Annotated in this window: 20 protein-coding genes; 4 read left to right on the top strand and 16 right to left on the bottom strand. The window is 55.9% G+C overall.

The window, feature by feature from the left end:
* Positions 1–6: 6 nt before the first annotated feature.
* From recR to BBD38_RS11055, 15 genes are all read right to left on the bottom strand, one after another.
* Positions 7–597 (bottom strand): recombination mediator RecR, encoded by a 591-nt coding sequence (gene recR, locus BBD38_RS11125; RefSeq protein ID WP_066688210.1) that lies wholly within the window; start codon positions 595–597, stop codon positions 7–9.
* Positions 598–933 carry a YbaB/EbfC family nucleoid-associated protein gene (locus BBD38_RS11120; protein WP_066688208.1) on the bottom strand — a complete coding sequence of 112 codons (336 nt, stop codon included), beginning with the start codon at positions 931–933 and terminating at the stop codon, positions 598–600.
* A gap of 33 nt (positions 934–966) precedes the next feature.
* The gene (gene dnaX, locus BBD38_RS11115; protein WP_066688207.1) at positions 967–2,562 is read right to left on the bottom strand and encodes a DNA polymerase III subunit gamma/tau; all 1,596 of its coding nucleotides are present in this window, start codon (positions 2,560–2,562) and stop codon (positions 967–969) included.
* A gap of 14 nt (positions 2,563–2,576) precedes the next feature.
* Positions 2,577–3,296: a phosphatase gene (locus BBD38_RS11110; RefSeq protein WP_066688206.1), complete on the bottom strand. Its 720-nt coding sequence runs from the start codon at positions 3,294–3,296 to the stop codon at positions 2,577–2,579.
* A 66-nt stretch (positions 3,297–3,362) separates the two neighbouring features.
* Complete coding sequence (locus BBD38_RS11105) at positions 3,363–4,217, bottom strand: DNA-3-methyladenine glycosylase family protein (protein WP_066688205.1); 855 nt, start codon at positions 4,215–4,217, stop codon at positions 3,363–3,365.
* Positions 4,218–4,801: 584 nt separating this feature from the next.
* Complete coding sequence (rpsR, locus tag BBD38_RS11100; protein WP_066688202.1) at positions 4,802–5,050, bottom strand: 30S ribosomal protein S18; 249 nt, start codon at positions 5,048–5,050, stop codon at positions 4,802–4,804.
* A 72-nt stretch (positions 5,051–5,122) separates the two neighbouring features.
* Complete coding sequence (locus BBD38_RS11095) at positions 5,123–5,572, bottom strand: single-stranded DNA-binding protein (protein ID WP_066688200.1); 450 nt, start codon at positions 5,570–5,572, stop codon at positions 5,123–5,125.
* A 61-nt stretch (positions 5,573–5,633) separates the two neighbouring features.
* A complete protein-coding gene (gene rpsF, locus BBD38_RS11090; protein WP_066688198.1) occupies positions 5,634–5,930 on the bottom strand; it encodes a 30S ribosomal protein S6 in 297 nt (98 codons plus the stop codon).
* 114 nt (positions 5,931–6,044) lie between these two features.
* A complete protein-coding gene (locus BBD38_RS11085; RefSeq protein WP_066688196.1) occupies positions 6,045–7,040 on the bottom strand; it encodes a hypothetical protein in 996 nt (331 codons plus the stop codon).
* Between the two features lie 112 nt (positions 7,041–7,152).
* A complete protein-coding gene (gene gltX / locus BBD38_RS11080; protein WP_066688194.1) occupies positions 7,153–8,610 on the bottom strand; it encodes a glutamate--tRNA ligase in 1,458 nt (485 codons plus the stop codon).
* A 70-nt stretch (positions 8,611–8,680) separates the two neighbouring features.
* A complete protein-coding gene (locus BBD38_RS11075; protein WP_066688192.1) occupies positions 8,681–10,327 on the bottom strand; it encodes a glutamine--tRNA ligase/YqeY domain fusion protein in 1,647 nt (548 codons plus the stop codon).
* Between the two features lie 111 nt (positions 10,328–10,438).
* Entirely contained in the window at positions 10,439–10,960 is a 522-nt protein-coding gene (locus BBD38_RS11070; protein WP_066688190.1) for a PulJ/GspJ family protein, read from the bottom strand.
* The gene (locus BBD38_RS11065) at positions 10,961–11,284 is read right to left on the bottom strand and encodes a prepilin-type N-terminal cleavage/methylation domain-containing protein (RefSeq protein ID WP_066688189.1); all 324 of its coding nucleotides are present in this window, start codon (positions 11,282–11,284) and stop codon (positions 10,961–10,963) included.
* Positions 11,271–11,819 carry a PilX N-terminal domain-containing pilus assembly protein gene (locus BBD38_RS11060; RefSeq protein ID WP_066688188.1) on the bottom strand — a complete coding sequence of 183 codons (549 nt, stop codon included), beginning with the start codon at positions 11,817–11,819 and terminating at the stop codon, positions 11,271–11,273. The genes BBD38_RS11065 and BBD38_RS11060 overlap by 14 nt, the downstream gene beginning before the upstream one ends.
* Positions 11,816–17,461: a prepilin-type N-terminal cleavage/methylation domain-containing protein gene (locus BBD38_RS11055; protein WP_066688187.1), complete on the bottom strand. Its 5,646-nt coding sequence runs from the start codon at positions 17,459–17,461 to the stop codon at positions 11,816–11,818. The genes BBD38_RS11060 and BBD38_RS11055 overlap by 4 nt, the downstream gene beginning before the upstream one ends.
* A 307-nt stretch (positions 17,462–17,768) precedes the next feature.
* Between BBD38_RS11055 and BBD38_RS11050 the strand changes: the two genes are divergently transcribed.
* From BBD38_RS11050 to BBD38_RS11035, 4 genes are all read left to right on the top strand, one after another.
* The gene (locus tag BBD38_RS11050) at positions 17,769–18,965 is read left to right on the top strand and encodes a type II secretion system F family protein (protein ID WP_066688303.1); all 1,197 of its coding nucleotides are present in this window, start codon (positions 17,769–17,771) and stop codon (positions 18,963–18,965) included.
* A 95-nt stretch (positions 18,966–19,060) separates the two neighbouring features.
* Positions 19,061–19,975, top strand: a complete 915-nt coding sequence (locus BBD38_RS11045; RefSeq protein ID WP_147568148.1) for a type IV pilus biogenesis protein PilM — start codon at positions 19,061–19,063, stop codon at positions 19,973–19,975.
* Entirely contained in the window at positions 19,972–20,547 is a 576-nt protein-coding gene (locus BBD38_RS11040; RefSeq protein WP_066688184.1) for a PilN domain-containing protein, read from the top strand. The genes BBD38_RS11045 and BBD38_RS11040 overlap by 4 nt, the downstream gene beginning before the upstream one ends.
* Positions 20,544–21,200, top strand: coding sequence for a hypothetical protein (locus BBD38_RS11035; RefSeq protein ID WP_066688179.1), 657 nt, complete (start codon positions 20,544–20,546; stop codon positions 21,198–21,200). The genes BBD38_RS11040 and BBD38_RS11035 overlap by 4 nt, the downstream gene beginning before the upstream one ends.
* 8 nt (positions 21,201–21,208) lie before the next feature.
* Here BBD38_RS11035 and BBD38_RS11030 read toward each other — a convergent pair whose 3' ends face one another.
* Positions 21,209–21,973 (bottom strand): prepilin peptidase, encoded by a 765-nt coding sequence (locus BBD38_RS11030; protein WP_066688177.1) that lies wholly within the window; start codon positions 21,971–21,973, stop codon positions 21,209–21,211.
* Positions 21,974–22,127: the final 154 nt, after the last annotated feature.

Genomic DNA, 22,127 nt, shown 5'->3' with positions numbered 1-22,127 from the left:
CCGCGCTTACACGGAGGTCCGGCCCTCGAGCGCCTTAGCCAGCGTGATCTCGTCCGCATATTCAAGCTCCGCGCCGATCGGGATGCCGTGCGCAATCCGCGACACCTTGACATCGTAATCATTGAGCAGCCGACTGATGTAGGCGGCAGTCGCCTCGCCCTGCACATCGGGATTGGTGGCGAGGATGACCTCTTTTACTTCGCCGTCAAGCCGCGAAAGAAGCGGTTTGATTGCGATATCGTCCGGCCCGACCCCTTCGAGCGGGGAAATCGTGCCGCCGAGCACATGATATAGCCCGCGGTATTCGTGCGTTTTTTCGATCGCGAAAACATCGCGCGCATCCTTAACCACGCAAATCAACGAATGGTCGCGCCGCACATCCCCGCAGACCTCGCACACCTCGCCTTCGCACATGTTCCCGCATATCTTGCAATATTTTACCCTGCGCCGCGCGTCGTACATGGTGGCCGCAAATTGCTTGACCTCGTCTTCCGGCATTTTCAGCACATGGTAGGCAAGGCGCTGCGCCGTTTTTGCGCCGATACCGGGAAGCTTACAGAACTGGGCGACCAGTTTCTGGTAGGATTGCAGGTTCAATTAAAACAGCCCCCCGAGGTTCATGCCGCCCGTGATTTTGCCCATTTCGGCCTGCATCATTTCCTCCGCCTTTGCAAGCGCTTCATTGACCGCCGCAATCACAAGGTCCTGCAGCATTTCGACATCGTCCGGATCGACCGCCGCTTCCTGGATTTCAATGCTTTTGATTGTCTTTTTTCCTGTCGCAACCACACGCACCACGCCGCCGCCTGCCGTCGCTTCCACCTCGCGTTCTTCAAGCTCTGCCTGCATCTGCTGCATTTTTGCCTGCATCTGCTGTGCCTGGCGCATCATGTTCTGCATATTCATTCCGCCCGGGAATCCACCTTTTGCCATTTCCTAATCCTCCAAAATATTTTCGTTTGGTCTTTATTTTATCACAACTTTATCTTTTCCAAAAAGGTCGAAGAGCTGCTGCTCCATGCTTTTCTCTTCTTTTTGCTCGTATTGCGCTTCAAGCACCATCGTATGCCCGAAAATCTCCGCGGTGATCTCATTCATCTGCGCAAGGTATTCCTCCTTGCACAGCATATCCACGAGCACGCTGTCCGCCGCGTCCGCAATGATCTTCAGCAGGTTTCCCTTCGCGCTGATTTCCCGCACCGCGGCCGCGGCCGGGGCAAGCACGGGAAGCTCGTGCTCGATTTTCGCGCGCAGCTGCCTTAAGGCCTCGTCCGCTTCGGGCATCGGCGCCGCCTGCGCCTGTTCCTTTTCCTGCTGCTTTTGCACTTGTTCTTCCTGTTCCACCGCTTCGATCGCGCCCCCCGCGAGCTCCTGCGTTCCGGGAATTTCCGCCTGCACGGGCACCGCGCGCGGAGCGGGCTCCCGTCCCTGTTCCGGCACCGCCGCGGCAAGCTTTCCGGAAGCAAGGTTTGCGGCAAGGTTTTCCACGCGCGCTTCAAGCTTTTTCAGCCGCAGGCCTATATCCTCCATATCCACATCCGTCGTATTCACGGCGGCCCGTGTGACCGCCGCAATGAGAACCGCATCCGGCGTGGCCGCATAGCGGAGGATATTCTGGTTGTAGATAAACACTTCCAGCACGCGCAGAAGATTGGCGCACCGATAGGCGTCGGAGGCTTCCTTCGCAAGCTGCCCGGATAATTCCACGACAATATCCCTCAGGATGTTGTGGGGCTCGATTCCGTCCTCCAGCATACCCCGGAGAAGCCCGAGGGCCTGCGACGGATTCTCGTCCAGCACCGCCCCGCACAGCGCCCGGATGCGTTCCATATCGGCAATTCCCATCGCTTCATTTACATGTTCCACAGTGAGGGCGTCCTGGCCCGCAATGCACTGGTCCATCACGGAAAGCGCGTCGCGCATCGCCCCTTCGGCGGACTGCGCGATCATGGCGAGGGCCTCTTCCTCATATTTGATTCCCGTCTTTTCCGCAACCTCGCGCAGGCGGGCAATGATGTCTTCTTCCGTGATCCGTTTGAAATCATAACGCTGGCACCGCGACAGGATGGTTGCCGGCAGCTTGCGGATTTCCGTCGTTGCAAGGATAAACACCGCATGCGCGGGCGGTTCTTCAAGCGTCTTTAAAAGCGCATTGAAAGCGCCGGGAGAAAGCATGTGCACCTCGTCGATAATATATACCTTATATTTCCCGAGCGCAGGCAGGAGCGACACCTTTTCACGAATGTCGCGTACGTTATCCACGCTGTTGTTGGACGCCGCGTCGATCTCTACGATATCCACAAACGCGTCGTTTGCGACTCCGGCGCACACCTCGCACTTGCCGCAGGGGTTTCCGTCCTGCGGGTCGAGGCAGTTCATTGCATTGGCAAGGATTTTCGCCGTGCTCGTCTTTCCTGTGCCGCGGGGGCCGTAAAAAAGGTATGCATGCGAAAGCTGGCCGGTCATTACCTGCTTTTTCAGGATATCCGTGATATGCTGCTGCCCGTAAACCTCGTCAAAGGTTTTGGGCCGGAATACACGGTATAGGGTCTTATATGCCATAAAAGGTCTCCTTGTTATTTAATTCTTTTTTCGCGTTCCTTAAGATATTCCGTGAACGCGCCGAGGCTGCGGCTTACGATCAGTTCCTCCGGGAAGCCTTCCGCTTCGAGGGCGCGCGCCGCTTCCTCGAAATTGCCGACGTTATAGCACGCGTGGGCGTCGGACGATACGGTGATGCGCACATCCTTCCGTTTACACAGGCGGATGAACTGGGGGCAGGTCTTATCGCTGCCCTTGCGGTGGAGGAACGAATGGCTGTTAATCTCGATCAGCTTATCATACTTTTTCGCCGCGTCTACCACTTCCTCAATATGGACCGGATAATGGGGATTGCCCGGATGGCCCACTACATCGACGTATTTGTTTCGGAGCGCGTTTACGAGCGCGGCAGTGTTCTTTTCCACCGTATCCTGCGGGATTACAATATCGTGCATGGATGCAATTAAAAACTCTGAACGCTGCATATATTTTTCCGGAAGGTCTACATTGCCTTCGCTGTCCAGGATGTTAAGCTCGCAGCCGCGGATCATGCGCACGCCTTCGAGAATATCCGGCAGGCCCTGCAGCACGCTGATGATGAAATCCGGCGCGCCGCCTTCGATGCCCGGGCCGTGGTCTGTACAGCAAAAGGCTTCCAACCCCTTTTTCGCGGCGAAAAGCGCATTTTCCCGCAGGGTGGAATATGCGTGCCCGCTTGCCACCGTATGCGTATGGGTATCTACGAGAAGCTTCATAGGTTCCTTTCCCTCCAAATTCTTATAAATATTCAATCCGTCAAGCACAGACGGTTTTAAACAAAATTATCCCCTGCCGTTTTCCCGCTGCCAGAAAAACAGGTATTGCTGCGCAATTCCCGCGTATTCGCCGAACCGCCCGCGCGCAAATTCATAAATTTGCCTGTCGTTCCCGGAAAAGCCGTAATGCTCGCGCAGGACACGTTTGATCCACACGTCGGCCGGGAATGCATCATGAAAGCCGAGGGAAAAAAGCAGGACGCAGTCCGCAACCTTGGGACCCACGCCGGGCAGCCTTTGCAGTTCCCTTTTCGCGTCCGCATACTCCATCTTCCGCAGCGCTTCGAGCGGAAAGCCCTCCGCCACCATCTGCGCCGCCCCTTTGATATAGGGGGCGCGGTAACCGCTGCCGCAGCCGGTAAGTTCCGTTTCGGCAAGACCCGCAAGCGCGGCGGGCCGGGGAAACCGATACCACGTTTTTCCCTCAAAGGAAAACGGTTCGCCGCACAATGCGCAGATTCGGCTGAGGATTCCGCGAATCCGCTTCACGTTATTGTTGGCCGACACGATAAACGAAACCAGCGTTTCAAACGGCTGCTGGTTTAAGACCCGCAGGCCGCACCCGTACCTGACGCCCTGCCGCAGGGCCTTGTCGCCGCAGTCTGAAAACAACGTTTCATAGTCCCGGTCCAGATCGAAATAATGCTTCCATACCGTCTCGAACTCCTGCGGGGTACAGGGATAGAGGCGCGCGCCCTCCGGCGTTTTGGCAACGCGCAGGTAGCGCCCGTTCGCCACGCCCTCATATACGTTTTCCCCGCACGGAAAAAAGCGGAACGCCTGCCCGTTTTCAAAGATATGACGCGGGTCAAAGCAGCCCGTCCGCACCAGCGCGGCACCGTTTTCGTACGTTACATCCATGATTTATAGTATACCATAAACGCACGCCCGTGAGTAGCGCACGGAGGTTAAAAAGAAATAAAAAAGGCCTCCGCTTTGAAAGCAGCCGGGCCGCGTGCGCGGTGGCATAATATGCCGCCCCTGCGGGTTGGGATTATAAAAAAAGAACATGTCCCGAAAGATATGTTCCCCTGTTTTATCTTTTATTAAGTGCGTTCAGGATCGATGCAGTTCAAGGCAGGACGGGTGACCGCGCGGCAGGGCGGCGTGCGCGCCGATATAATATGCCGCCCCGGCGGATTGAGATTATAAAAAAGAACATATCCCGAAAGATATGTTCCTCATAATTTCTTTTTGACTAACGAAGGATGCGTGGATGGGATTTGGATTTTACCGGAAACGTACCGGACGAAGGCGTACATAGTTGGAAGGATAAAAAAAGAACATACCCCGAAAGATATGTTCCTCATAATTTCTTTTGACTAACGAAGGATGCGTGGATGGGATTTGGATTTTATCGGGAACGTACCGGACGAAGGCGTACATAAACGTACGCCGAGGTCGGTGCGCGATCCGAAAAATTCAAAGACCGCCGCGCAGACCAGTTAGTCGGAGACGTAGGGCAGCAACGCCATAACCCTTGCCCGCTTGATCGCAACGGCAAGTTCGCGCTGGTGCTTTGCGCACGTGCCGGAGGCACGCCTCGGCATGATTTTGCCGCGCTCCGTCAGGTATTTCCTTAATTTCACAACATCTTTATAATCGATGAATTCCGATTTGTCCGCACAAAAGGCGCATACTTTCCTTCTCGGGCGCCGTGCGCGCATCGGTCTTCTCGCTCTTTCTTCGCTCATTTGAGACATCTCCTTTACTTAAAGTAGCCTGTGCGCACTGCATCTGCGCATCGCACAGGAACGATTCCAAAATCAGAAGGGCAGTTCCGCATCGTCGAGCGGCTGGAAATCCGAGAGTTCTTCGGCAAACAGGTCGTCCGCATTCTGCTGCGGCTGCGGGGCCTGCTGCGCCGGTGCATCGCCGCGCGACGCGCCCGGATTCTGGGCCTTGCTCGTTACGAATTCCGCTTCATCCACCACGACTTCCGTTACATAACGGCGAACGCCGTTCGCATCGTCGTAGGTGCGCGTTTGTATCGTGCCCACAACGCCGATCCTCGAGCCCTTTGTAAAATATTTTGCAATAAACTCGGCGGTCGAGCGCCATGCGACACAATTGATGAAATCCGCCTGCTGCGTCCCGTCCTGCGACTTATAACGGCGCGTAACCGCAACCGTAAAGCTTGTGACGGAAACGCCCGAGGGCGTTGTGCGCTGCTCCGGGTCCCTTGTTAAATTACCAACCAGAATCGCTTTATTCATCTTGGAACCATCCTTTGTTTGGTCGTTTCAGGGCAGGTAAAAACCCGCCCGTACATTTTGCTTACGCTTTTTGGTCTTCGAGATTGACAACCATGTAGCGGAGCACATCGTCGGAAATCTTGTAATTTCTTTCAAGTTCCGCCGGGAGCGTCGTTTCCGCTTCAAACGTCATGAGTACATAGTAACCGTCGTTTAAATACTGGATCGGGTATGCAAGACGCTTTTTGCCCCACTCGTCGATCTTTTCCACTTTACCGCCGCTTTTTTCAACGATGTCGGAAAAGCGCTTTACGAGCGCGTCTTTTTTCTCCTCTTCCATATCCGGTTTCAAAATGTACATGGATTCGTACTTTATCATCCGTAATTCACCTCCTTCTGGACTAATGGCCCTGCTTTTTGCCCGCAGAGCAAGGACGTTACATCAAAGTATTATATCGCAGCGGGCAGTGGAAAGTCAAGTAAACTTCTCCGTTTATTTTAAGGCCGGCCCGCCTTCGCCGCCCTCCGGAGGTTTCGTTTCCCCGCCCGCCTGCGTGGGCGGCAGCGGCTCTGTTTGCCCCGGGCGCAACGGCGGGATATTCCCGGCCTGCCCGCCGGCCGGCGGTATGGGCGGCGCAGGCGGCTGCATGTTACGCACGGTGTGCAGGAAGGCTTCCTCTTTTTTCTGTGCTCTTTTCCGCACTGCAACGATCACAATTACCACCGCTGCAATGACTGCGAGAATGACGATAAACAACGTTGAGTACACGGACTGCCCGGCTTTTTTGTCCTGCGCAAGCGTCCTGCCCGTGCTCGGGACCGGCGTATATTCCGTACCGGCCACGAATTCCTTAAAATCCGCAATCTGCGCTTCCGTTGCCGGGCCGCCATAGGTCGCCAGCCGGAAATAGAGATACCGCCCGTTTTTAACCGTAATACAAATTTGCTGCCACATGGGATTTCCATTGATGTTCTCTTCCAACGTTCCCGTCATATAGGTTACGCCATTCATTTTTTCCATCGTACTGACATCGATGTCCATTGCGAGTATTCCCCGCTCCGCCATATCATCAAGCGCATCCTGGCCAAGGTCTTCCTTGCCGCTTATGCCTGACAATTCATTTATAACCGCGTTCAGTTGATTTTCAGTCAGCGTATCAAGATCGTAAACATACTTCGATTCCTCATCCTCAGTGGCTGTGATGATATACTCGAATTTGAGCGATTCGTCGATTGCAGAAAAATAAATCGAATCTTGCCGCATGTACTCGTCATATATTTCCGGTTCGAGGCCCAGCCCGGCGACCCACTCCCTTGCGGCAGCATTCATTTCGCCGTCCCGGCCAACGATCATCAGGCCGTCCGCATCCGGGACGGTAACCGTCATATCGAGTTTCGGAATTTCATAGCTCTCCGGCGCGGCAAGCCCCGGGACCGCAAACGCCGACAACACAAGGCATAACGCCAATAGAACCCACAACCGTTTCATGACTCTTTCTCCCCTTGCCTTTATTTATCCCAGTATACCATTTTGTCTCGATAAGCACCACTGCCACCGCACAAAAAAAGGCCGCCCCCAGGCGGCCTTTCAAAATTTCCAATCAGTCCAGCGCATCCTTGAGCTTGGCAATTCCCGTTTCGAGGCGCGAAAGCGTCTCGTGTTTGCCAAGGAGGTAGGCGATTTCGATCGCGCCGCCCGGCGTGACGGGGACGCCTGAGACCGCAACCCGCAGCGGATAGAGAAGCTGCCCGTTTTTCACGCCCAGCTTCTGCACAAGCTCCATCATAGAATCGTGGATCATTTCCTCTGTAAAATCCGGGAGGTCACGCAGGACCGGATAGGCCGCTTCGAGGTATACGAGGGCGCTTTCCGGCGTTACTTTCATCTTTTTATGGTGATAAAGGCCGATATCGTAATCCGGCAGCTTGGAAAGGAAGCGGAGCTTATCCGGGATTTCCGTCAGCACCTCGAGGCGCGGCTGGATGAGCCGCGTAATGAGCAGCAAATCGAACTTATCCGGGTCGATGGCCTGCTCGAAATAGGGCATTGCCATTTCAATAAACCGTTCCTCCGAAAGGGCGCGGATGTATTCCGCATTCATCCATTTCAGTTTTTCCACATCGAAAATCGCCGGGCTTTTGCTGATCCCCGCTACGTCGAACGCGTCTACGAGCTCTGGCAGCGTAAAAATTTCCCGGTTATCCGCCGGGCTCCAGCCGAGAAGCGCGATATAATTGAGGATCGCCCCCGAAAGGAAGCCTTTCCCGATAAAATCCTCATAGGAGGCGTCGCCGTGGCGCTTGGAAAGCTTGGCGTGCTTATCCCGCATGACGGGGGGCAGGTGGATATATTGCGGCACATCCCATTCCAGCGCTTCATAAAGCAGGTTGTATTTCGGCGTGGAGGAAAGGTATTCGATGCCGCGGATGACGTGCGTAATTTTCATCAGGTGGTCGTCCACCACGTTCGCGAGGTTATAGGTCGGGTAGCCGTCCGATTTCAGCAGGATATTGTCTTCCATATCGCTGTTCGGGACCGTGACCGTGCCGTAGACCATGTCGCTGTACGTCGTTTCCCCTTCCGTGGGGATATTCTGGCGGATGACATAGGGCACGCCCGCGTCGAGTTTTGCCTGCACTTCCTCCGGCGTGAGGCTGAGGCAATGCTTATCGTATTTGAATTGCTCTCCTTTGGCCTCGCACTCCGCGCGCAGGCCGGAAAGCCGCTCTTTGGTGCAGAAGCAATAATAGGCCGCGCCGCGGGAGACAAGCTCTTCCGCATATTTTTGATAGATATCCTTGCGCTCCGACTGGATGTAGGGGCCGTATTCCCCGCCCACGTCCGGGCCTTCATCGTAAATAAGCCCCGTATCCTTAAGCGTGCGGTAAATGATCTCGCTGGCTTCGTCCACAAGGCGCTCCCGGTCCGTATCCTCGATGCGCAGGATGAATTTCCCGCCGTTTTTCTTTGCAAACAGGTATCCGTACAGCGCCGTACGCAGGCCGCCGATATGCAGGTAGCCCGTTGGGCTGGGCGCGAATCTTGTTCTTACTTCCATAATATCGTTCCTTTCGATTTAAAAGAAAATATACCGGCTTTGCTAAGCGTATCCGGGGTGGATGCGCGCTTTATTTGTTCATCGTTTTAGCAAAGCTGTCCTTCAGGCTCACAATCTGGTTAAACACCAGCCGGTTTTCCGTTGTGTCTTCCGTATCGATGCAGAAATATCCCTGCCGCATGAACTGGAAACGGTCTCCTTTGCCCGCGTTTTTGATGTGGGGCTCGATGACCGCATCATGGAGAACCGTCAGCGACCCAGGATTCGCGGCGCATGTGCCGTCTTCAAGCTCGGTAAAAAGATAATCGAACAGCCGTACCTGCGCGCGCACCGCGGTATCGCGCTCCACCCAGTGAAGCGTGCCCTTGACCTTCCGGCCGCTGTTTTCGCCGCCGGATTTCGTGGTTTTATCGTAGGTGCAGATTACCTCCGTGATGTTGCCGTCGCCGTCCTTTACCACGCGCTCACATTTAATAATGTAGGCGTTTTTGAGGCGCACCTCGCCGCCCACATACAGGCGGAAATATTTATTGTTCGGTTTTACCTCGAGAAAATCGTCCTGCTCGATATACAGGTGCCGGGAAAACGGAACCTCGTGTACCGTTTCGCCGCCCGGCATATCCTCCGCCGTCAGCATTTCCGTTTTTCCCTCGGGATAGTTTTCTATGGTAAGTTTCAGCGGCCGGAGCACCCCCATAACGCGGGGGGCGTTTGCGTTGAGGTCTTCACGCACGCAATACTCGAGCAGGCGCACATCCACCTCGGACACCGCCTTGGCAACGCCGATGCGGTCGCAGAAATCGCGGATTGCCGCGGGCGTATAGCCCCGGCGGCGCACGCCGGAAAGCGTGGGCATACGGGGGTCGTCCCACCCGGAGACCACGCCGTCGTCCACCAGTTTTTTCAAATACCGCTTGCTCATAACCGTATGCGTGAGGTTCAGGCGCGCAAATTCGTACTGGTGCGGAACATTTTTACATTCACAGTTTTCCACGAACCAGTCGTACAGCGGACGGTGGTCCTCAAACTCCATCGTGCACACCGAATGCGTCACACCCTCGTAGGCATCCTCGAGCGGATGCGCAAAATCGTACATCGGATAGATGACCCATTTTTCGCCTGTACGGTGGTGCGGCGCTTTTACAATCCGGTAAATGGCAGGATCGCGCAGGTTGAGATTGGGCGAGGCCATATCGATTTTCGCACGCAGCACTTTGGTTCCGTCTTCAAATTCCCCCGCCTTCATGCGGCGGAAAAGGTCCATATTTTCCCCGGGCGTCCGGCCCCGGTACGGGCTTTCCCGGCCCGGCTCCGTAAGGGTTCCGCGGTATTCGCGCATCTGCTCGGGCGTGAGGTCGTCCACATAGGCGAGGCCCTTTTCGATCAGGCGCTCCGCGCATTCGTACATAAAATCGAAATAATCCGAGCCATAGACCTCGGCCGCCCACTCAAAGCCCAGCCATTCGATATCCCGTTTAATCGCTTTGATATATTCCGCGTCTTCCTTGACGGGGTTGGTATCGTCGAAACGCAGGTTGCATTTTCCGCCGAATTCCTCCGCCAGCCCGAAATTCAGGCAGATGGCTTTCGCATGGCCAAGATGCAGGTAGCCGTTCGGCTCGGGCGGGAAACGCGTCACGACATGGTCCACCTTCCCGTCGGCAAGGTCCCGCTCGACAATCTCTTCAATAAAATTCTTTGACTCGTTTTCCGCCATAAATGAACCCCTTTTCCAATTCTCTTACGAACCTTTATTATAACAAGAAAAAAGACCGCATGCAATATTGCGTACGGCCGGAGAAATTCCATGCGTAAGCGGGTCCGTTCCTCAAACGCCGCTCCCCGCATACGCAAGCGGCGTGATGTTCCCGGTCGCCGTATACAGCGCTTCTCCGCTGTCTTTTTTCACCTCTACGGTGACCGTATAGGCGCGCGCGCCTTCCTCTGGCCCTGCAAACGTTACCTCAACCCTGCCGCTGCGGTAATAGCGTTCGTCGTAATACGGCTGGAATTCCCCTCCCGCGCCGCGGGCAATATACAAATATCCCCCGGTAGATTTGAGCCTTGTATCCGGGTAGATTCCATTGAACCTGATTTCCGTTCCGTCCCCCGAAATAACCGGCGCCTGGTCCGGCTGCGCGTAGGTGAGTTCGTTTTCTACGGCATCGAGGACGTTCGACGCCACAAACTGCGCGTCCGACAGTTGGATCGCGCTGTTGTAAATGTTAAGCACCGGCACCAGTACGACGGCCGCGCCCACGGAGAAAATCGCAAACACGGCAATCGCGACCACCAGTTCAACCAGCGTAAAGCCTTTTTTCAGTTTTTGCGAAAATTTCCCGTTCTTCATTTACTTCCCCAGGGTGAAAAAGGCGACCTGCCCGTCTTCGTAAACCCGTATCGCCGTATCGACCCGCGTATTCCCCGCATCGTCAAACTGGTATTGCAGCACATTCCCGCCGGTATAGCCGCCCACATCCTGCATGGTTTCAATGTTCGAGCATCTTTGGCGGATTTGCTCGTACTGCTCCCGCGACGCGGTGAGCATATTGTAGGCGACGGCCACCATCGACGACACCGCAACCATTACGACGGCGAAAATGGCGATCGAAACAATCGTTTCGATCAGCAGCTCCCCTTTTTTTCCTTTTTTGCCCGTTTTACGGCTGGTCATATTTGACAAGCGTCCAACCCGATTCCGCATGTTCGTCATCCTCCGGCTTCTGATATGTGTATTCCGCCATCATCCGATAGGCCCGGGCGCCGCCGCCGTAACGCACCACGAATTCCGCGGTCATCTTCCCGACCGCGCGCAGCGAACCGTCTTCGTTCAGGCGGACTCCTTCCAGCCGTATCGTAACCGGGTCCATATTAAGCTCCCGGTTCCCTTCCTTCATAAAACCGTCCGGCAGGCTGTTATTGACGGAAAGGGTGCAGGTGTATTCTTCCCTGTCCGGCTCGTTTTCGATGATTTTATTTATGTTGTCCCACAGCGCCCCTCCCCATTGTTTGGTCATGCCGTCCGTAAAGGAAACGGCAACCGAACGCGCGAAATAGTAAAGCTGCTTTTCCTCCCGGAGCGCCGCCGCGCTGCTTACCGAGGCCGACGCCGCCGTGAGCACGGACGTCCCGATCACGAGGAACACAATCAGCAAAATCAACGCGATGACCATGGACGCCCCTTCTTTGGCTTTATGCCGCTTGCTCATGCCGCGTCACCGCCCTCCTGGTCCGGCTCCGCTGTCTGCGGGGACGCGGACGGCCCGGCGCTTTCCGGGGCAGGCTGGGAGATTTCCGGGCTTTCTTCCGGGCCGGGAGCCGCTTCCTGCGCCTCCGGTTCGGGGGATGGTTCTTCCTCCGTGAACATATTGACGGAAATCCCGGGCAGGGGCGTCGTGATATCGACCGACAGCGGATAGGGATAGCCGCACGCCGGGATGAAATGCCATGCGCCGCCGCCCAATTTTCCGAGAATGTCATTGGACGATAATTCGCCGGACGTGCAGGATACGGCCGAGCCGGAGCCGAAGCCCACCGCCTGCGGGGCGCTGCCGCCCAGCATTACGCAGGAAGTGACGTAGCTTATATTATATCCCGCAATCGCGCCGATTTTGGCGGAGACGCCCGCGCCCGAAAGCGTTCCCGCAAAATAGGACTGGTTTACGCCGCTTCCATAGCTGTACCCGGCGACGCCGCCCAGGTAGGAAGCCTCGCGGCTGCCGCTCTTGTTGTCAAGCGTAATATCCGCCGTGCAGCCGCAGAAGGAAGCGCCGCCATATCCGACGATACCGCCGATATAGGCGTCCGTATTCCACGATTCCGCTTCCACGGTTACGGTAACGCTGCCGCCGATCACCATGCAATCTTCCACCCGGCCGGAGGACCTCCCGACAATGCCGCCGACATACAGCTGGTGCGGCCATGCGTATTTCGGCCCGGTATAGGAAATGGCGACCTGCGGGTTCACGAGGCAGATATTCCGGAGGTTTCCGTTCGAGCTCTGTACCAAACCGCCCGTATAATGCATCTGCCCCTCCGTCAGCACGGCGTCGACGATCCGCACCTCCAGGTTTGAGATGGTATGGCCCGCGCCGTCGTAATGGCCTGTAAACGAGGCGATGGGGCTGTAATCCACACCCGTCATATCGATATCGTCCATTTGCCGGAAATATTTGTCGGGCGCCTCGCTGTATTGTTCCACCAAAAGCAGGTCTTTCGCGTTCCAGATTTGGTAGGGATCGCCGGAGGCACCCGAGCCTTTGAGGGCACCTGCTTCCGCCGCGTCCTCCCACGGGGTGCGCTGCTGCGCCGCGCCGCCTTTCAAATACGGATAGGGATATTGATAGGTCTGCGCAAGCGGGGCCTGGTCCGTGGAGAACGCCGTTCCCAAAAGCAGGCCTTTCAGTTCATCCGCGGAAACCGGGGTATTGGGGAACCCGGAAGGAACGCCGCTGCCGACGGCATCCTTGCCGAGGCTGTTTGTCGCCAGCGTATATATATTCCAAATTCCCGAAGAGCCCGCCGCCATATTTTCGTTGCGGCCGACCACGCCGCCCGCGGAGCCGGTTCCGGCCGCGTCGCCCACATAGCCGATATTATAGCAGGCGGACACCTGCGCGGCGGCGCCGTTGAAGCCGGCTACGCCGCCGATGCTGCCGCCGGAAAGCTTCACGCCCGCCAGTTGGCCGGGTTCCACATTGATGCGGCCCGTGTTATAGCAATTGGTAATTTCTTTAATATTTTTCCCCGCAATGCCGCCGACGCTGCCGCCTGTGCCCGCGCACCATACCGTACCCGCGTTATAGCAGTTGCCGATGAGGTTTGTATTTTGTCCGGCGATGCCGCCGACGGCCTTTCCTGCCGCCGACGAGACCCCGGCCGCGTTCACGCAGTCCGTGATTTCCCCGGAATTGACCCCGCTGACACCGCCAATGAAACCGCTTTGCGCGCGGTATTGCGTCGCGTTTGAAAGGATTTCCCCGATGTCCATGGAGGGCGGGTCCGCAACCGTCCCGCTTGTGCACCGGCGGATGACACTTTCATTTGACCCCGCGATGCCGCCGATGCGGTCTTCCGCATTTGCCGTATCCGCCGCCTGCGTAAGCGACGCTTCGTTCACGCAGTCTGTGATTTCGCCGGAATTTCCGACAAAGCACGGCGTATCCGTGACGCGCCGGAGCACCGCCAAATCGTCGGACTGCAGGTAAAATTCCAGATAATAGCCTTCCTTGGCCTTTTGCATCCCCTGTAAATCCGCCAGGGTGAGGGGCGTATACATATCGTTTTTGCACAACTGGAAAGGGTAACCCGATTCCAGTTCCAGAAGCGCGAGTATTTCCTCGTCCTGCCTGCCGTCAGGTATGCCCAGCGCGGTCGCGTCGAGCGTATCAAACGCCACGTAAAACCTGCTCCCTTCGCTCTCCGGCGGCGGTACGCTGGTTTTGAAGGTGATCGTTCCCGTATTCGCGGCGCCGCCCGCGTACCACTGCGCGCCCGTAGTGTGCAGGTAATTATCCCCGTCCGCCGTGGGATGCCGGTCCGGCCCGGTCACAACGCCCGCGTTTTTCCCGACAAGGCCGCCGATGTTTTTCTTCCCGCCGCCCGCTGCGGCCGAAACGGTTACTCCCTGCCTTACTGTGCAGCCGCTTACCGTCCCGTAATTGATACCGGCGATCCCGCCGATGTTTTCGCGGCCCGTAACGGTTCCCGATTCGAGGACGATATTTTTTGCCGTGCTCGCCTCCCCGATTTGCGCGAACAGGCCCGCGCCGCCCGATTCGGAGACAACCGACAGCCGGGTGATGGAATAGCCTTTTCCGTCATAGCTGCCCGTGAGTACGTCTACGGGAGAAATTACCGCTTCGGTCCCGTCAAAATTATGCAGCTCGATATTCCCCGCCTGCACAAAAGCCTGTCCGGCGCGGTAGCGCACATTATAGAAATGACGCGCGTTCGATATTTGGTTCCCTTCGTCCGTCACGCCCGCATACAGCGGATTTTCCATGTTGGAAAGGACCGTTTCTTCCCCCAGATAGGTTACGCGTATACCAATGCTTTGCTTATCGCGGAAGTAATTTTCAATTGTATTGCGCCGGTTTTCATCCATCAAAACGCCGTCCAGCACAATCTTATAGGTATTGTCTTCGCAGAAGGCAAAATATGTCCTGCCGGAATCCCCTGAAAGCGGCGCCAGCAGGGCGTCGCGAAGGGACGTTATGCCGCGCAGTGCCTCCAGGTCGATATTCCGGACCGTATCGAGCACATTGCCGCTCCCGTCCAGGAATTCCACAATAATTCCCTTTTGCAGCGAAGAGGTCTCGTTTACCCATTCCGCCGTCAGCAGTTCGCCGTTTTCCATGCGCGCAAGGAGCGTGGGGGTCGCCGGGGTGATCTGTTCCCACGGCGTAATTTGTTCGCTTTTCAGGCCGTATAAATAGGGATACCTGTAGTAGAAGGTTCCCCCGGAGGCCGGATCGTCGAGGCGCCACGGGTCGCCCGTATAATAGTCCGCGAGCTCTTCCGGCCGGTATACGGCACGCGCTCCGCCGCGCGCGCCAAGGACGGATTCGCCGAGCGCATTCGTCAGGTTTTCCCCGGGAATAAAGCTGCAATTGGTAACGAAAGCGGGGTCCGTCGTCTCGTCGCGGCCGATGACGCCGCCCGCCGCCGTATTCGCCTGCCACTCGGAATATCCGATATAGTTGATTGCATAACAATCCGCAATGCTCCCGCTTTCCGTATTATAGCCTGCCACGCCCCCGATGCTGCCGTCCGTAAGCGGCGTCGATTCCCCGGGATTATTTTCCTGTGAATCCTTCAGGTTGATCCTGCCCGTATTATAGCAGGCTTCAACATGCGCGCCGTTTTGCCCGACGACCCCGCCCACGCTGCTTCCGTTTCCCGTGGAAACAACGCGGCCCGCGTTATAGCTTTCGGTCAGTCCGCCCGCGGAAACAAGGCCCGCAAGGCCGCCCGTTTTTCCGCCCGCGGACTGGTTCTCAATTTGCGAAATATTGACGCATTGCGTAATCGTCCCGGTGTTCGTGCCCGCAATACCGCCCACGGCGGCATTCCGTTCCCCGCTGCCGCCGGAGGAAATGACACAGGGCAGCTCTTTTTTCACCGTAACCGGTTTTCCGTCTTTCAGCACTTTTTCCGTATAGGAATAGGTGTTTTTATAGGTATATTGCACGGCGTTTGCGGTTTGCAGCCCCGGGAACACGCCGCTCTTGCAGCCGATGATTTTCCCGCTGTTTGCGCCTGCGATCCCGCCAGCCGAAGCGCCGCCCGTCACGGCCCCTGAAACATTGCAGTTTTCGATTGTCCCAAGAGGCGCGTTGGCCCCGGCAATGATTCCGCCGTTCGTCTTTACGGGTTCGCCTGCCTCCCCGACCTGCGCTCCCATAACCGTAAGATTGGTAATTTTTCCGCTGTTTACGGCAAAGAGCCCCGCCTGTCCGCTGCGGGAGGCAACCATGAGGTCCGTAACGGTATAATTCCCGTCCCCATCCGTGCCCGCATAAGGCTTTTGCGCATCGTACGTCCCGGCGAAGGACCCCAGCGGTGCGATCGTGACCCGCGCGCCCTCGGCCAGGACCTTATCGCCCGTTTCATCGAAAAACGCCCGCATGCTGATATCCGCAGCCTGCCGGAATTTTCCCGTGATGGCGGTTCCTTCCGTCATGTAGCGCATATTATTAAGCTGGCGCGCATCCCGGATGATATAGGTAACGCTTCCGTCCTTCCCCTTTTCCTGTCCGGCGAAATAGCTGTATTCCGTATTTCCCGACCGTTCCGCGGCAATTTCCGCCCCCGTATCCGCCGCCTTTGCCGTGACCTTCGCGTCCAGCAATCCGACCGGAAGATCGGGATAGCAGGCCGCAATTCCCATATCCCGGGCGGAGTCGTAGGCGTTCCACGCGCTGAATACATCCAGGATCAGCACGATATGCCCGGTGCCGTCCGGGTCCACCTCCGTTTTATAAACCATCGGCTTTTTGGGGTCCGCCTTTTCTATTGCGGTTTTTGCATTGTTATAGGTTACCGCCCATACCGTTTTTCCGCCTGCGTCCCGGTCATAGGTAAGATTCGGATCAAATGTAAACGTATATCCTTTTCCCGGATCATCCAGGGAAAAAATTTGGAATTCATATTGCGTCCCGTTTTTCGCGGTTATAAAATCTGCGATATCGCATTCCACGCGCAGCATATTATCGCTGTTTACGATGCGGACGGAAAGGCTCTGGCCTTCCTGCCTGTCCGGAAGGCTGCCCGTATAATCCACGCCGTAATAACCCTGCTCCTTTGCCCACAGCACATCTGTCGTACGGTCGTATACGTTCGTCGGGTCGCTGTTTTCCCCGGCATAGCCGAGGAACGGCTCCTCCGAAACAAACGCGGAGCGCACCCGGCCCGTCTTCTGGTTATATTCCACCAGAATCGATTTTTCCAGCAGGAGCTGGTCTGAAATATAGCCGGAAAGGATTTGATAAAGCGGGTTTTCCTGCTTGCTCCCGTCCGTACGCGCGAGCGTGAGGTATTTGATGTTTTCGCCGTTTTCCGTTTTTTCCTTTGCCGGGACCCCGGGCACTATCCTGTCCAGATCGACCGTTTCGCCCTGCGGATTAATTGCCGCCGCGTCGTTCCCGCCGCCCGTCCAGCCCGTCAGGTAATTCTGCGCGGCCAGGAAAACCGTCCTGGCGTCGTTATTGAGGCCTTCCATCCGCGCCATTTTGGCATAGCTAAGGATAGACGGGACGAAAATCCCCGCCAGTATGCCAATAATCGCAATGGTGACGACGAGCTCCACCAGCGTGAAAGCCAGCTTGTTTTTCCTTTTGTATCTAACCACGAACAGGCCCCTCCGCGGGCAACCCGGGGCTTTCATGCGCGGGCATTTTACCTGTTTGCCTCTGCAAAGCCATTCCCCGGTTTATACTATGGAACGCCTATATTTTTTAATACATTCCCCGACTACTCCAGTATACCACAAGATGTTGTGAATCACCCACTTTTTTGAAATTTTCATGTTAAGTTTTGTTGCGGAATTTGGGATTTATGTTATGATAAAATTATATTATTATCCGTGCGTATTTTTTTTAGCGATAAACCTAACCGAATTCGTACGGTATTATTCCAGGAAAGGTCGTACTTCCAGATTGAGTCAATTTCGATATACCGCCCGCGACGCCCAGGGCAAAACGGTGAAAGGCGTTCTTACGGCAAACGATATACCGTCTTTTTATGCGTCCCTGCGCGGGCAGGGGCTTTATTGCCTTTCCTATGACGAAACCGCGGACGGCGGACAGGCGCGCCGCCGGCTGCATAAAATGAAAACCAGGGAGCTTATCGTTTTCTGCCGGAAAATGGGAACGATGATGGAATCCGGCCTGAGCATGACGGGGGCGTTCGAGGTGCTGTACCAGACGGCGGAAACGCCCGCAATCCGTGAATTATTCCTTTCCGTCTATGAAAGCATCCAGCGGGGCATGTCCCTCTCGCAGGCAATGCGGCTCGAGGGCCAGTCTTTTCCGCCCTTCCTTACCAACATGATCGAATCCGGCGAGACGAGCGGCAGCCTCGATTCCATCCTGCTGACGCTTGCGGGACACTATGAAAACGAAAACAAGCTGATGCACAAGATTAAATCGGCCACCATTTACCCGACAATTTTACTTGTCGTCTCCGTGGGCGTCATTATCCTGTTATTTACATTTGTGCTGCCGAACATGATGACCATGTTCCAGAATGCGGAAATCCCGCCGATTACCCAGTTCGTCATGGGCGTGAGCGATTTTATGGTGAATTACTGGATATGGATTGTGCTGGTGATCGCCGCGGTCGCCGTTTTATTCCTGAATTCCGCGCGCATGCCTTCTTTTCGCTATATACTCGACCGGATAAAGCTGCGCATGCCTGTGACGGGCAAAATGAACCGCACCGTATATTCCGCGCGTTTTGCGCGTTCCCTGTCGATCCTGTATGCAAGCGGTATTCCGCTGATTACGTCGCTGCGGCTGTCGTCGAACGTCCTCGGCAACCTCTACATCGACAGGCTGTTTACTTCGCTGATGCAGGATGTGAGCATGGGGGAATCCCTTTCCTCGGCCATCGAACGCATAAACGTGTTCGACCGCCTGCTTCCGTCCATGGTGCGCATCGGCGAGGAGTCGGGCAGCCTTGACCGTATCCTTGCCAGTATCTCGGATTACTACAACACGGAATCCGAAAACGCCATCAACCGGATGATTTCTATCTTGGAACCGGTGATGCTGGTTGTGCTGGCCGTTATTATAACAATCGTGCTGGCAGCCGTAATGCTGCCGATTTATTCGATGTATTCGAGCATGCTGTAAGCGGGGGCTTATTCCCCTGCCCGGCGTATTATGGAACCGCCCGGAAGGAAGCAATGCGCTTCCCGGTACGGCGCTCCGCAAGAGAGGTGAACCGATTGATTGCTTTAGACTTTACAAACCTTTATATCCGCGCCGTAAACGGGAAGGCGTCCGGCGGGGAAATTACCATAACCCACGCTGCCAGCGCTCCCCTGCCGGAATATATGGACGCGGACGGCGTAACCGACAAAAATGCTATGGCGGGGGCCGTGCGCGGCCTTCTTGCTTCCGGTTTTTCCGGCGGAAGGGTAAACGTGCTGGTATCCAAAAGCAACGTCATTTCCAATGAATTTGTGCTGCCCTACGAAAAAAATCCGATAGCCATGCGCAACATTGTGCAGGGCGAGCTTTATAAATCGCAGACCTCGGATGATTCCATCCTCGATTATACCATCCAGGAGGTATTTCCCCGGGACGGCAGCACATTCTGCCGCGTACAGGCCTACCTTGCGAAGCGTTCCCTCGTGGAATCCGTTTCGGAAATCCTTTCCCTTGCCGGGAAAAAACCGTCCTGTTATACGGTAGTGCAGAATTGCCTGTGCCGACTGCAGCATTTGGGAAACGGATTTTCCGGGGGCGATATCATTATCGCGAACGTGGGAAGTTCGCGCATCCACGTTACCCTGCTTGCGCAGCCCAACATTGCCCTTACGCGTTCGGACGCGGTTATGCCGGGCAGGCAGGCGCTTGCCGCCGTCGTCGAAAACCGTTACGACATTTCCGCCGCAACGGAGGCCGCCACGCAGAACATTTCCAAAATGATGCAGTACCAATCCATTAAATATCCGGGCCGGGCCTGCGATTCCATTTTTATTTCCGGCGATATTGCCACCGCCGAAATGGCGGGGAACATTTCCGCCGCATTGGGGCACCCGGTTTCCCTGCTGCCCTGCCCGTCCTCCGTATCCGCACCGAACGGATTTTTGTTCCACCAATATGCTTATGCGACGGGGGCGCTGCTCGAAAAATGAAAAAAAATATGAAAACAACCGTGAATATGTTCCAAAATATGAAGGCCGCGCCGACCGCCGCAAAAGCCGTAAGTTCCGGTTTTGTGCTGGTCCTTGTGTTCATTGTGCTTGCGGTATGCGTCGGCGGCGGGTATTTCCTTACGGCGGCGCGCGGCGCCTCCCTTGACCGGAAAATCGGGGACGCCGACCGGTACATCGCCGATTATGCCGCGGAAATACAGGAAACAAACGGACTGCAGGCGCAGATCACCGGGTATACCCGGTATAACGAAGCGGCGGAGGCCGCGCGCACGGCGCTGGTTGCATTCGCGCAGTATAACAGCGACGTGTACGATCATATTTTATCCGTGAAGCCCGACCGCGTGACTTTTACCGGCCTTGCGCTTTCGGGCACGACCCTTACCATCGAATGTAAAACCTCGGACAACCTGCCCCCGGCAGATTTTGTTCAGGCGCTTGACCAGTCGGGTTATTTCCGGTCGGTTGGATATCCGGGCTTCCACGGAACGCCCGAAGAAGGCTATGTGTTCTCCGTCACATGCGTCCTTCCGGAAGGAGGCGCGGCAGAATGAAAAAATTGCAAAAACGCGAAAAGATTTTATTGGTTGTCCTGCTGGTAATTGTGATTGCCGTCGTTCCTTTTGTATTGCTGATTTACCCGGTTATGCAGGACAACGCAGAAAAGGAGCGTTCGCTTGCGGAGCTCGAGGCGTCCCGGTTTGAAATGGAAACGCAGCTTTCGGTAAAACCGACGCTTGAATCGGCGCTTGCCGAACTAAAGCAGCAATATGAGGAAAACGGGGCGTTAATTCCCCCGGTCATGAAAAATTACGATATCCATTATATGGTGAGCGACATCTGCAACAGGGCGGGCGTCACGCTGGATTCGCTGAGCATCGGGGAATACGAGGCCGTCGAAACCGCGGGAGCGGCGGAGGACGGGCAGGACGGGGAGCAAGCGCAGACCGCATTTTTATCGCATGCGGCGCTGCAGTTTACGGTCGCTGGGAATTTTGACCAGACGATGAACGTCCTCGAACAGCTTTACGAGCTTCCCTATACGGTGGTGACGGAATTTTATATCGACCTTGCAAACCCGGACCAGCCGTCCGCAACTTCAATACAGCTTGAGCTGTATGCGGCGGCGCAGCCGGGAGATGCGGCACTGGATGCGGCGGCGGAGCAGGCGCAGCAGGAGGCGCTGGATGCGGCGGGCGCGGCCTGACGCGGCCGTTACAGCGAAAACAGCGACAGGTATGCCCCGATGATGGCGTCCCCGAACAGCGCGGCGACAAACAGGGCGATAGCAAGGTATGGACCGAAGGCAATTTTATCCTTTTTGGTTTTTTTCTTCATTGCGATCAGGGTAAGCGCACAGGCCGCGGCCAGAACCGCCCCCAGAAGCGCGGCGAAAACGATGTTTTTCCACCCGAGCAGGAAGCCGCTGACCGCCATCAGCTTTACGTCCCCAAGGCCGAAGCCATCCGTGGCAAGCGCAATCACGAGCATGGGGATGCTGACGCAGGCCGCGCCGATAAGGCGGGAAACCCAGCCTGTTTGCGGAACCAGGAACAGCGCGGCAATCCCCAGGCCAAGGATAATAAAATGGAACCGGTCCGGGATTTCCTGCGTATCCAGGTCAATGAAGGCAACCGTGACCAGCACGGCGGAAAAAATACAGAAAATAACGGTTTCCGCGGAAAGGCCCCAGGTCATTCCGCACAGCAGGAAGCAGCCCCCCGTGAGAAGCTCTACCAGCGGATAGCGCGGCGAAATACGCGCGCCGCAGCTCCTGCACCTTCCGCGCAGGATAAGGTAACTGAGCAGAGGGATATTATCGTAGCCGTGGATCATGCTGCCGCAGGCGGGGCACATGGACCGCCCGGAGCAGGTGGAAATCCCCTTTGGTATCCGGTAGATGCACACATTCAGGAAGCTGCCGACTACGAGCCCCAAAACGAATAAAAAAATATAAGATATGGCAAGTATCAGTTGCATGCGGTTCCTCCCTTTCGCGGACGCGTACGGCAAAGCGGCCTCCGCCCCTTTACCTTGTTCCATATCTTAACACAGATTGGATATTTTTGCAGTAAATGAATCAAGCCCGGGCCGCCCGGAAAGGGGTTCCTTTCCCGGCCAGCCTGGAAAACGT

The organism is Christensenella intestinihominis, assembly GCF_001678845.1.
GTDB lineage: Bacteria > Bacillota > Clostridia > Christensenellales > Christensenellaceae > Christensenella > Christensenella intestinihominis.
Note: the sequence above shows the minus strand (reverse complement) of the source record. Positions and strands in the feature narration are given on the sequence as shown.